Origin of the sequence: Proteus sp. fly-1008 (assembly GCF_040140305.1) — a bacterium.
Lineage (GTDB): Bacteria > Pseudomonadota > Gammaproteobacteria > Enterobacterales > Enterobacteriaceae > Proteus > Proteus vulgaris_B.
In genome coordinates, this window is the sequence record NZ_JBEEWH010000013.1 from 12,412 (window position 1) to 24,538 (window position 12,127).

Sequence of the window (12,127 nt, forward strand, 5' to 3'; positions counted from 1 at the left end):
CTTTAACCGATCTTCTGATCATAACATTAGTTATATGGGATGTACGCATAAAATCATCATATATAGCTAATTTATCAAAGGTTGCGTGAATAATCACATAACAAAACTTTCTCTTATGATTATCGTACTTACACATCTTTTGAGGATCAAAGAAGCAAGTCAAGATTCACTATTCCTTCATCAAACTGAACTTCAACCGAAAAACCTAATTTTTTCGCTAAACTTATCATATTGCGATTTTCAGGCATGGTTATTGCGGTTAAACGTTTAATACCGTGTACTCTAGTATAGTTGATAAGTTTAGTCATAAGTTGATGACCTAGAGTATTTCCTTTTAAATCAGATCGCACAAGGATAGCAAATTCGGCATGTTGATTATCCGGATCTGCCATTGCGCGTGCGACACCAATGATTTCAGGTTGATCTTCTGGATTTCGAATTGCGACAAATGCCATTTCTCGATCGTAATCAATTTGAGTCATATTCGCGAGATCGTCATGAGTAAACTCACTTATCTCACTAAAATAACGATAGTAAAGATCTTCTTTTGTCACTTGGTTAATAAATGTTTTTAGTAGAGGTTCGTCCTCAGGTAAAATAGGGCGAATAAAACAAGGATTACTATCTCTTAGATAAAATGTTTCTTCTAATTCATTAGGATAAGGGCGAATAGAGAGTCTTTGGTGGGGATCACCTTGCAGTGGAGATAACTCCATTGCAACATCTAATAATGTAAAATCATTGCCAGAAGCCAGTAATGGGTGAATATCTAGCCTAACAATTTGCGGACAATCTAAAAGTAGATGAGAAACCTGTACCAAAAAATGACTTAAGCTTAAAATATTTAGAGGTTGTAAAGCACTTCTTGGCTGTATTTTTCCACTTTTAATTGCATTAATTACCAGATAACGAGCAAGTGCCATGTTCAGAGGCGGTAATGCAACGGCAGCCTTAGTTTCAATTTGCCACTCAACTCCCCCTTCACCCAATAGAATTAATGGGCCAAAAATAGGATCTTGCTCTATTGCCACTCGCAGTTCTTGAGAGCCTGCTCGATTTGCCATACTTTGCACTAACAAACCCTGAATTTTAGCCTGAGGATAGAGTTCTGTTACTCGTTCAATAATGGCATGGGCCGCTGATGAAACTTCAGTGCTGTCACGTAGGTAAAGCATGACACCTTGAACTTCAGATTTATGAGGAATATCAGGAGAACGCAATTTTAGTGCAACAGGATAGCCAATTTTTTCTGCTATATTGACGGCTTCTTGTGCATTATGAGCAATCCAGGTAGGCAGTGTATTGAAACCATAAGCTTCCATAATAGGCTGGACTTGGTGTGTATCTAATCGATACTGCTTATTCTGTAATGCTTCTTCAATACAATGATGCGCTTGTTGCGTATTCATTTTGATATCTAAAGGCAATGCGGGGGTTTCTTTTAATTGTTTTTGATTCCGACGATATTCCACCATATGCATAAATGCAGTAACAGCGCCTTCTGGGGTGCGATAAGTAGGAATACCGGCTTCACTAAATAATTTACGTGATTGCTGAGATGAATATTCTCCGCCCCAGTTAGTAAAAACGGTGAGCCATTTTCGTCTAGGATGCTGATTAATTGCTGCTATGACGCGTTGTGCTGTTTCAATACTGGGTGCTATAGCACTTGGGGTATGAATAAGTAATAAAGCATCATGATCATGACTATCTAATAAGCAATTAAGCGTCGCAATATAGCGTTCAACAGTTGTATCATCACCTAAGTTTAATGGATTGCGGATGGTGCTTTTTTCTTGAATAACACTTTGTAGTTTTTGCGTTGTTTCATCTGTCAGTTTTGCCAGCTTTCCTGAATGCAAAAATAGCTCATCTATCGCCATGGCAGCAGGTGCAGAGCCATTGCTCATAATCATCAATTTTTCGCCTTTTAGGGGCGTCATATAGCTAAGAGTTTCAACAGCAGAAAACATTTCATGAGTATCTTGTACGCGTAATAAACCTGCGCGTTGAAATGCAGCATCATAAGCGATGTCATAACTTGGTGTATCACCTAATAACAGCTGGGCTTTTTGGGTACGACCACTTTTTATGACCAAAATAGGTTTATTGCGTGAAGCACTTCGAGAGGCAGACATAAAACGGCGAGCATCTTTAATATGCTCTAAATGTAATAAAATAGCACTAGTTTTACTGTCTCTTGCTAGAAAATCCAGTAAGTCATCGACTTGTATGTCTTGGTTATCCCCTAAGGCAATAAAGTAAGAAAACCCAATATTACGATAATAAGCCCAATCTAAAATAGTATTGGCAACAGCCGCTGACTGTGAAATAAATGCGAGTTTTCCTTTTTTAACAGGGAGAGGTGAAAAACTGGCATTTAGCCCTTGCCACGGTGCTAAAAGACCCAGACTATTGGGGCCTAGTAAACGGACATGATATTGCTGGCAGAGTAACTTTATTGTCTGGAACTGTTCAGGCTGTGCTGAAAGGACAATAACAGCCTTACAGCCTGATTCACCTAATTGTTTTAGCAACTCAAGATTACGGTGATGATGGGTACAGATAATTGCTAGATCAGGAACTTGGGGTAATTTATCAATAGACGGATAAGTAAAAACACCAGAGACAGAGCCACGAGAGGGATTAATTGGGAATACAGGGCCGTTAAATCCACCACTGAGTAGATTTTTCATCATAGTGGTTCCAGCACGACCTAATTTTTCAGAGGCACCAATTACCGCAATAGATTTAGGACGCAATAGTGCTTCAAGACCTCGTTGGCTCATATCCACTCCAGAGTTTGATTATCAACTTTTATTCAATGTAGCTGATTTACTCTTCTTTTGCCTGACGGCGGTCTGGTTTTCCGATTAAATATTGTTGACGAAAGTAACTAAAATGAGAAAAGAGTTGTTGTGATGCACTTATATCACCCACATTTTCTAAAATAGACGCAGCTACTTCAGCAGTACAATGTTGATCTTCTCTTGTGGCTTGGCGAAGAACGTAATCACATTTACTGGCTTCATTAAGTGAAAAAATAGGCAATGAATCGAGGTAAGGGCTTTTACGAAACATTTTACGAGCTTCACTCCATGTTCCATCTAAAAGGATAAACAGAGGGGGTTTGCTATTAATAGGAAGCTGGTTGTATACAACACGTTCACTTGAAGCATAGCTTTCAGGGAAGACAACATAAGCTTGCTTATCCGGTGTATTGATGAGATCAAGCAAGGCCAGTTCAGGAGTAGTACGGGACCATAAAAAAGCCTGCGTGTCTGGTAATACATCGGCAATTAGTTTCCCTGTATTACTTGGTTTCATTACTTCGGTATCATACATCAATAAACAAAATTGGCTTTTTGCTGGTTGGCTGACAATTGTGTCACAAAGGCACTGTTTTTCGGGTAATAAGCAAAAAGAACAACGTTTTGTACGAAAACCACGCGCTTTAAAAGGACGAGTAGAAATCGAAAGTCGATATTGACGAAGTCGAGAGACTGCATTGTCATGCATAGCAAATAAACCAACACTAATAAAAAAGAAACGGATTTTATCATGTTAAAAACAAACAAACTATTCAGCACTTTTTTTTCATAAAAATCATATTGATATATTGGTTATATCTATGATGAATTTAATTATCAATTGATCCTGATTAGTTTATCGATTCCTATGCGTGATTCTCTCGGTGACAGTTGCTAAACTATCATGTAATCTGCGCCCCTATTGCAGTTGGAGAGACAAATGAACGATTCTTATGAAGGTAAAAACGGCAAAGTAAAAGTGATGTATGTCCGTAGTGAGGACAATGCCGATAATAAACCTAAAAAACCATCCCGTCGTCCTGAAAATGGTCGTGGTGACAGTCGTGACAACAGACGCGGTGATAACCGTGACGACAAAAATCGTGATAACAGACGCGGTGATAGCCGTGACGATAAAAATCGCGATAACAGACGTGGTGATAACAAATTTTCTCGTCGTGATGACCGCGGTGCAGGTAAGCCTTCAGGGCGTGGCGCATCACGTAATGAATCAAAGCCTTCTCGCGATAGCGAAGGCGGAGGTTTTTCTCCATGGAAAACCGTTTCTCGCCCTGCTGGTGAAGAGGCAATAAAAGAGCACGATGGCATTACTGGTAAGAGCCAAATCGATCCTGAACAACTTCGTCGTCAGCGCTTAGAAGAAACGCGTATTTATGGTGAAAATGCCTGTCAGGCAATGTTTAAAAACCGTCCTGATGCGATTGTTCGAGCTTGGTTTTTACAAGATGTTACGCCACGTTTTCGTGATGCATTAAAATGGATGGCTGCAAATCGCAAGGCCTATCACGTTGTTGAAGAAGAAGAGATGGTCAAAGCCGCCCGTACCGATCACCATGGTGGCGTATGCTTCTTAATTAAAAAGCGTGTTGGTCATGATGCAGAAACTTACCTGAAAGATGCGCCTGAGAGTGATTGTGTATTAGCACTGGAAGATGTAGGTAATCCACATAACGTAGGTGCAATTATGCGTAGTTGCGCGCACTTTGGCGTAAAAGGGGTTATCTCTCCTGATTCTGCTGTATTAGAATCTGGTGCGGCTGTTCGTACCGCAGAAGGTGGTGCTGAATATATCCAAGGTATTGATGCTGATAACTTTGCTCAAACTTTAGATAAATTTAAAAAAGCGGGTTATACGCTGGTGGCAACATCAAGTCATAAAGGCAGTGTGCCATTATCAAAAGCACAATTACCAGCAAAAATGGTGCTTATCTTAGGTCAAGAGAAAGATGGCTTAAGTGAAAGCACTTTAAATCAAGGTGATATGAGTATTTACATCGGCGGAACAGGACACGTAGAAAGCTTAAACGTTTCTGTAGCTTCAGGTGTATTATTAGCAGAATGGTGGCGTCAGCACCAAGGCTAATTGCTTTATAGTTTTAAATAAAGAATGATAAAAAACCGCTTAGTCATTGTGATTTAAGCGGTTTTTTTATATATAAGCTCTACATGAATTGCATTATTTTCCTGGAGAGAATGGTGGTTTAGCAAACCAAACCACAATCATCATGATAAGGAAAATACCCGCTGCTAACCAGAAAATCTCATTGGCTGAAATAATTAATCCTTGTTCTGTAATGGTTTTCGCTAAATAGGCAGATGCTTGTTCATTTGAAAGACCAAGATCATTCATTTGCTGGAATGCCATTTGTGAATCAGGATCAAGTGGATTAATTTTTTCTACAAAGGTTTCATGGTGAAGTGATTCTCTTTGTGTCCAAATTGTAGTAGTTAACGATGCACCAATTGCCCCTGCTAATGTTCTTAAGAAATTCGAAAGGCTTGACGCTGATGCCATTTTTTCTGGGGGTAACCCAGATAATGTCATTGTTGTTAATGGCATAAAGAAACACGCAACGGCTAAACCTTGCCAGAATTGAGGCCATGCCACAGTGGCAAAATCCATTCCTGGTTCGAAGGTATAAGCTCGCCAATAAAAACACACAGAAAACATAATAAAGCTAAAGCTGATGATATAGCGTAAATCCACTTTACCACCAAACTTACCTATAATCGGTGTGATAATTAAAGGTAATAAACCTACCGATGCTGATGCTAATCCCGCCCATGTTGCTGTATAGCCAAAGACTTCTTGTAAAAGCAGTGGCAGTAAAACGATGGTACCGAAATAGATCATATAAGCGAGGCTGAGTGTGACACACCCAATGGTAAAGTTTCGACTTTTAAAGAGTGAAAGATCTATTACTGGATGATCGTCTGTAAGCTCCCACACAATTAAAAAGCTAAGGGCAACAACCGCCACAATGGTGAGTACAATAATTTCTGTTGAGTTAAACCAATCAAGCTCTTTACCTTGATCGAGCATGATTTGTAAAGCACCTATACCAACAACAAGCAAAACAAGACCAATGGTATCAATTGGTTTAATTTCGGTTTTTGTTTCTCGCCCAGCTAAGGTGTTTGATATACACATAATAATCAACACACCAAATGGAACGTTAATAAAGAATATCCATCCCCAATGGTAGTTATCACTAATATAGCCACCTAAAATGGGGCCTAAAATTGGCGCTACAACAATGGTCACTGACCATAGCGCAAGTGCCATATTTCGCTTAGCTGGTGGATAGTTATTCAATAATAAACTTTGTGATAAAGGAATTAGTGGCCCAGCGACCAACCCTTGAAGCACACGAAAGAAAATCAGCATTTCAAGACTTTGTGAAATACCACAAAGCCAAGATGTTAATGCAAAAAGTGCCGTTGACCACATAAAGAGTCGAACTTCACCAATGCGTTTTGCTAACCAACCTGTAATTGGGATAGAAATGGCATTTGCTACACCAAAAGAGGTAATAACCCAAGTACCTTGTGAGTTAGAGGCACCTAAGTTTCCTGCAATTGTTGGAATAGCAACGTTAGCGATTGTAGAATCGAGAACTTGCATAAAGGTAGCCAACGCAAGGGCGATGGTCATTAAGGCAAGTTTTCCTCCTTGTAATGGCTCTTTAATCACCTTTACACCTCGCCTTTATTGTCCCGCATTCTGTTCAATAATTTCATTGATCAGTTCATTAATCGCTGACATATCAATAGTTAATGCATCAGTATGATACGCAGGTACTTGGCGTTCGCTGTGTGATAATACTTTTCCATCGAGGTTAATCGTATCAACGGTAACTTCAGAAGAAAGACCAATACGCAGTGGTTTTTCTGCTAATTCTTTTTCATCTAACGAAATACGAACAGGTAAGCGCTGAACAACTTTTATCCAGTTACCACTAGCATTTTGAGCTGGTAATAATGAAAAAGCACTTCCGGTTCCCATATCTAAACCTAATACAGTGCCATGATAAATCACTTTTTTACCATAAAAGTCAGTTGTGATTTTTGCTGGTTGGCCGATACGCATATTAGCGAGCTGGGTTTCTTTAAAATTGGCATCAATCCACATACCTGTTACGGGAACAATAGCCATTAAAGGTTTACCCGGTGCGACTTGTGCACCTACTTGAACGCTACGACGTGAAACATAACCATCTGTTGGACTTAAAATTTTAGTGCGTTCTAAAGCGAGCCATGCATTACGAACATCGGTTGATGCTTGTAAAACAGAAGGTTGCTGTGTAATTGGTGTATTTAAGATAATCGCTTGATTAGCATTGTATTGTTCTTTAGCAACTTCTAAAGCAGCCCTTGCAGTGGAAACAGCTTCTCTGGCGTGTTGAAGTTCTTCTTTACCAATCACATTGCGTTCGCCTAAAACTTCACGGCGGCGAAGGTCATTTTGTAATTTAGTCAGCCCGGTTTCGCGCAAAACGATGTTTGCTTTTAATTGGCGACCATTAATGATTTGTTGATGCATTTGACGAACACTATTCGCTAATGCGGTTTTTGCTTTTTCTAAAGCCAGTTTTTCATCACTTGAATCTAATAAAACTAAAGGGTCACCCGCTTTCACAAAATCGGTGTTATCAACATAAACGGTGGTAACAGAACCAGAAATTTGCGGCATAATCATGATTTGATTGCCTGTGACATAAGCATTATCAGTTGTTTCATGATGTCTTAACACAATAAACCAATAAGCGGCGTAAGCCACCCCAGCAAAAATAAATAGAATAGTTAGCAACAGTAGAACATTTCGGCGAGTTCGTTTTTTATTGCGAATGGGAGCCTGAGGGGGGGTATTTTCCTCATTAACACTCATTTAGAAGATCTCCATAAAACCAGAAAAACATCATTAGATATGTTTCCAGTATTGAAACTGGAAACATAATTATAAAGTCAATCTTAGAATAATTATTAGCGTGAAGGTAAATTATAAATGCTAATGGGTAAGTATGTTTGCCGATTTATGGCGTAAATAGGATTAGATCAATAAAACTATTTATTATATGACTTATTCACACCCTTTTTCAGCCAAAGTATCCAGTTGTAATAACAACTTACGCATTAGCGTTTCAAGTTGCTTTTGTTCCTGTTGATCTAAAACAGACCAGATTTGTTTTAAACATTGATGCTGTGGAGGTAACAAACTATTTAAAAATTCTTCACCAGCATCTGTTAAGTGAAGATGCAAACAACGACGGTCATTATGACTTTCACGGCGCTCAATCCAACCTTGTTTTTCAAGTTCATCAGCAATACGTGTTGCATTTGTTCTTGAAGAGCCCAGTGCAGCACTTAGCTCTGAAGGTTGAATACTTCGATTTTCTGTTGTATCTAAAATCATTAGTGCCATAAATAACGTCTCGTTAATACCCTGAGACTTCAACATATTATTACGACTTTCAAGAAGTTTGCTTTGAACATGCATAGAAAGACGAGTTAACAAAATTTCTTGATAAGGGATATCTTTGTTAAGCGATTTCTGTTGTGTAGCGCGAGTGTTTAGTAATTCTTCTGTTGGCGTAAATGAGCTTTCCATTTTTAGACACCTTGTTAGTTTCGAAAATTAGGATAATGCTGTTATCAACATGTTAAATGGTATATTAAACACACAATTTAGCAATTTTTATTATTTATAGTCACTATGTTTTTTTGATTATGTTACCTGATTCATAAATTTTTTGAATGATAACACAAAAAAAAGGATAGGTACTTATCTCTTTGCAATAAGTTAATAAAATCAATTTATCACTTATCTGACAATGAATAGTAGTCTATTTGCGAAAAAACGGATCGTTTTTTACGATAAAACACGTAATAAATTTATTTTAATCACTAATGGTTACTATATGGATAATACCTTGTTGAAATTATTCATACAGTGCTTTATTGATAAGATTGATATAATTTTCTTAATAAAGAATGGGATGATGATATACATCAATAGTAATCACGCTGTTAAAACATTCACATTTTATTCTGATTAGAGTGGGATTGTAGGAATAATATAACCCATCCTTGGGTCTGAAAATTATTCAGCATGGATTATTGGATCATTTTTATAACCTAATAACCAAACAATAAGACCGATAATGCCAATGGCCAGTCCAGCAATAGAAACGCCCATCCACCCATATTGATGATAGGCATAACCTGATAATAAAGAGCCTAATGCCCCACCAATAAAATAGCTTGTCATATATGCTGCAGTTAGGCGGTTTCTAGCATCAGGTAAAATACGATAAATGGTGCTTTGATTCGTGACATGTACACCCTGAACAGCTAAGTCTAGCAGGACAACGCCAATAATAAAGCTGATGAGCCCAACCCAGTGATAATAAGGCGCGATAATAATAAAACCCCAAGACAGAAGGAGGATAATTAACCCTATTGTGGTGGTTTTCTTGCCTTTCCCTTTATCGACTAATACGCCTGCTTTTCCTGCCATTAATGCGCCTGCAGCACCTACAAGACCAAACAATCCAATAACTGCATCAGAGTAGTTAAACGGATCTGCTGCCAGCAAAAAGGCCATCGATGTCCACAATAAGCCAAAGTGGGCAAAAATCAGTGCGCCAATTAATGAACGAGTTCGAAGTACAGGGGTTGTAACAAATAATTTGAAGATAGAACCTAATAACTGAAAGTAATTTAAATCTGTTTGGCTTTTATAAGTGGGTAAACAACGCCATAACGTAATAGCTAAGATTGTTAGAAAAACACTTGCAACCCAGAAAATACCTTGCCAATTTGTAAATGACGCCATCAGCCCAGACACTGTTCTAGCCAGTAAAATACCCAACAAAAGGCCACTCATAATCGTGCCAACGGCTTTTCCTCGTTGGTGTGGTGCGGCTAGAGTGGCTGCAAAAGGAACCAGAATTTGAGCGACAACAGAGAACATACCAGAGAGTGCGGTACCTATTAACATCACCCAAATATTTGTTGCCATCGCCGTAATTAATAGCCCACTGGCAGAAATTAATGTCATGGTAATAATGAGTGAACGGCGTTCAAAAATATCGCCTAAAGGTACTAATAACATCAGTCCTACGGCATAACTGAGTTGCGCCGTGGTGACAATAAATCCGGCTAAAGTCGCTGATATATGAAAATAATTTGCGATAGAATCAAGTAGAGGTTGTGCGTAGTAGTTACTGGCGACAACCATGCCTGTGGCAACGGCCATTAGCAAAATAAGGCCTTTACTAAGTGACGTTTGTGGTGCGGTGTTTTCCATAATACTCATAACAAATAATTTGTAAGGTAAATGATAGTAACATGAGTCATTTTTTTGAGAAAAGAATTACTGTGATAGAAATATTCAATTAATTTGATATAAATCCTTATGCTTAATTGTTATAACATATTGTTTTATATACTAAATAAAATTATCACTTAAGCCTTTTAATTACTAAAAAGTGTAAAAAAGAGCATTGCCAAACACCATATCCATTGAATTGAAATTCCAATTATTGCAAAAGAGAATAGACGCTTAGTCCCTAGCCAACGGGTTTCCATTGTCTGTTTTTGGGGGCGTTTAGGAAATAGTGTAGAAAGGCTTTTATCAAAGCTAACATCATCTTGATAGCGATACAGTGCTTGAAAAAAGTGATTATCAAGCCATAAACGAAAAAGAAAGTATTGGGTAAATAAAAATAAAAAAGAAGCAACAAAAAAAGTCAGTTGATGATGAAAGTGGAGGCTAAATATAGGCCATGTACTCAAATAAGGAAAAAGCGATAAAAACAGCAAATAACGCCAACTTTGTGTTAAAGAGATAATGACTTTACCGCTAGTTTTAGTGGTTAACATGGTTTTCTCGTTATTTAATGTGCTGAAAATGTGAATACCAAATTTGTAGCGCCTCTCGTGTTTCGGGATTTAAAATAACTTGAGGACGAGCTTGAGAGACTTTTTTTATCGCCTCTTCTAACGTTGCTACTGTGCCATTATAAACCAACCAAGCAACAACAACGGTAGCACTACGCGAATAGCCTAGCTTGCAATGAATATAAACAGTACCCGCTTGATTTAGTTGCTCCATTGATAACATTGCTTTGTTAATATCATCTGGAGATAAAGGCAATAAATCGATTTGAGGCTGTGCTAAATAAAGCTTATTTTGACTAAATTTATTTCTTGGCCATTCACAAGTTAAATCAAATACCGCATTGGCGTTGAGTTCATAAAGAGGGCGCCCACCTAATAAAATGCCTTCAGTGACTAAACTCGGTGTTTGGCACCGCTTTAAATAATAACGATAAGTACACCATGCAAAGAAGCGATAAGGTAATAGAATTATCTGTGCAGAAAGTGGAATTTTACCTTGTATATTTTTTTGAAAAATAGAAGCACCAGCGCCTAAATAGCCCAAAGTCACAAAAGTTAATGTAATTGCTGGCCATAGAAAGATCCAAAAGAACCCTTGCAGACCAAAAGATAATAAGTAAAACACCATTGCAGATAACGCATAGTTTTTACTAATACGTAAACTGCGTTTACTGCCAGTAAAATGCCATTTCCAACGCGAATTTATTGGTAATAAATAGCAAATAAATACGCCAACACCAAAGCCGGTAATAATATCAATAAAATGATGTTGCCATGTTGTGAGTACGGAAATAGCGATTAACAATGACCATAAATTTAAAAACCATTGCCATGATTTAGGCGTATGGGCACGGAAACGTAACCAAATAATCCACAATAAAATAATGTGTAAAGAAGGAGCTTGGTTATAAGGTAAATCGAAGCCTTCTAATTGAGTAAATAACCAACCAGAAAATCCTTCTGTTGTTGGGCGAATAAAGCTAAATTTTAAAGGGAATAATAAAAAACCTGAGCAAGCTATAAGAGAGGCAACAATTAAACGTAATCCATGTATAAATTGCTCTCTTAATGTTGTACATATAAGTAGAGAAATACCATAGGCAATATTTACACTCCAATAAGGAATGATTGTCCACGGTAAAAAGGGAATAGCGTTTTCCCACGAATAAACAAAAGAAGGAACATCAGATAAAGTAGAAGTGTAAGTATTGACTTGCATATAAGTTAAATAGAAAAAAGGGGCTAGAAATAACAGCCATACAATTCCAGCAAGCCAGATACTTTTTCTTGATGATGTTATTTGAGAGCGTTGAGTTCCCTCCATACTAAATTCCTTTCTTTGTTTATTGTTTTTCTATTTTTGTAGTTTGCTTAAAATTATCGCTATATGTTGC

General features: G+C 37.9%; 9 protein-coding genes. 1 reads left to right on the forward strand and 8 read right to left on the reverse strand.

What is annotated here, in order from left to right; translation table 11 throughout:
- Nucleotides 1–146 precede the first annotated feature (146 nt).
- Both ABN256_RS16820 and ABN256_RS16825 read right to left on the reverse strand, forming a co-directional pair.
- Complete coding sequence (locus ABN256_RS16820) at nucleotides 147–2,789, reverse strand: bifunctional acetate--CoA ligase family protein/GNAT family N-acetyltransferase (RefSeq protein WP_349439790.1); 2,643 nt, start codon at nucleotides 2,787–2,789, stop codon at nucleotides 147–149.
- Nucleotides 2,790–2,835: 46 nt separating this feature from the next.
- Entirely contained in the window at nucleotides 2,836–3,519 is a 684-nt protein-coding gene (locus ABN256_RS16825; RefSeq protein ID WP_349439791.1) for a tRNA-uridine aminocarboxypropyltransferase, read from the reverse strand.
- Nucleotides 3,520–3,750: 231 nt separating this feature from the next.
- Between ABN256_RS16825 and ABN256_RS16830 the strand changes: the two genes are divergently transcribed.
- Nucleotides 3,751–4,914 (forward strand): tRNA/rRNA methyltransferase, encoded by a 1,164-nt coding sequence (locus ABN256_RS16830; RefSeq protein ID WP_340895512.1) that lies wholly within the window; start codon nucleotides 3,751–3,753, stop codon nucleotides 4,912–4,914.
- Between the two features lie 93 nt (nucleotides 4,915–5,007).
- On the opposite strand, the gene emrB is transcribed toward ABN256_RS16830, so the two are convergent.
- The 6 genes from emrB to ABN256_RS16860 form a co-directional block, all read right to left on the reverse strand.
- Nucleotides 5,008–6,525: a multidrug efflux MFS transporter permease subunit EmrB gene (gene emrB / locus ABN256_RS16835; protein WP_072070269.1), complete on the reverse strand. Its 1,518-nt coding sequence runs from the start codon at nucleotides 6,523–6,525 to the stop codon at nucleotides 5,008–5,010.
- Nucleotides 6,526–6,540: 15 nt separating this feature from the next.
- The gene (emrA, locus tag ABN256_RS16840; protein WP_349439792.1) at nucleotides 6,541–7,719 is read right to left on the reverse strand and encodes a multidrug efflux MFS transporter periplasmic adaptor subunit EmrA; all 1,179 of its coding nucleotides are present in this window, start codon (nucleotides 7,717–7,719) and stop codon (nucleotides 6,541–6,543) included.
- A 192-nt stretch (nucleotides 7,720–7,911) separates the two neighbouring features.
- Nucleotides 7,912–8,439 carry a transcriptional repressor MprA gene (gene mprA, locus ABN256_RS16845; protein ID WP_197269448.1) on the reverse strand — a complete coding sequence of 176 codons (528 nt, stop codon included), beginning with the start codon at nucleotides 8,437–8,439 and terminating at the stop codon, nucleotides 7,912–7,914.
- Nucleotides 8,440–8,931: 492 nt separating this feature from the next.
- Nucleotides 8,932–10,140 carry an MFS transporter gene (locus ABN256_RS16850; RefSeq protein WP_072070266.1) on the reverse strand — a complete coding sequence of 403 codons (1,209 nt, stop codon included), beginning with the start codon at nucleotides 10,138–10,140 and terminating at the stop codon, nucleotides 8,932–8,934.
- 167 nt (nucleotides 10,141–10,307) lie between these two features.
- On the reverse strand, nucleotides 10,308–10,715 hold the full coding sequence (locus ABN256_RS16855; RefSeq protein WP_349439794.1) for a hypothetical protein: 408 nt from the start codon (nucleotides 10,713–10,715) through the stop codon (nucleotides 10,308–10,310).
- Nucleotides 10,716–10,725: 10 nt separating this feature from the next.
- Nucleotides 10,726–12,057: a phosphatase PAP2/dual specificity phosphatase family protein gene (locus tag ABN256_RS16860; protein ID WP_349439795.1), complete on the reverse strand. Its 1,332-nt coding sequence runs from the start codon at nucleotides 12,055–12,057 to the stop codon at nucleotides 10,726–10,728.
- Nucleotides 12,058–12,127 lie beyond the last annotated feature (70 nt).

What these genes read in the sequence shown, in the direction of transcription:
- ABN256_RS16855 (WP_349439794.1), bottom strand. Translation starts at nt 10,715, where the DNA reads ATGTTAACCACTAAAACTAGCGGTAAAGTCATTATCTCTTTAACACAA.
- emrA (WP_349439792.1), bottom strand. Translation starts at nt 7,719, where the DNA reads ATGAGTGTTAATGAGGAAAATACCCCCCCTCAGGCTCCCATTCGCAAT.
- ABN256_RS16820 (WP_349439790.1), bottom strand. Translation starts at nt 2,789, where the DNA reads ATGAGCCAACGAGGTCTTGAAGCACTATTGCGTCCTAAATCTATTGCG.
- ABN256_RS16825 (WP_349439791.1), bottom strand. Translation starts at nt 3,519, where the DNA reads ATGCATGACAATGCAGTCTCTCGACTTCGTCAATATCGACTTTCGATT.
- mprA (WP_197269448.1), bottom strand. Translation starts at nt 8,439, where the DNA reads ATGGAAAGCTCATTTACGCCAACAGAAGAATTACTAAACACTCGCGCT.
- ABN256_RS16830 (WP_340895512.1), top strand. Translation starts at nt 3,751, where the DNA reads ATGAACGATTCTTATGAAGGTAAAAACGGCAAAGTAAAAGTGATGTAT.
- ABN256_RS16860 (WP_349439795.1), bottom strand. Translation starts at nt 12,057, where the DNA reads ATGGAGGGAACTCAACGCTCTCAAATAACATCATCAAGAAAAAGTATC.
- ABN256_RS16850 (WP_072070266.1), bottom strand. Translation starts at nt 10,140, where the DNA reads ATGGAAAACACCGCACCACAAACGTCACTTAGTAAAGGCCTTATTTTG.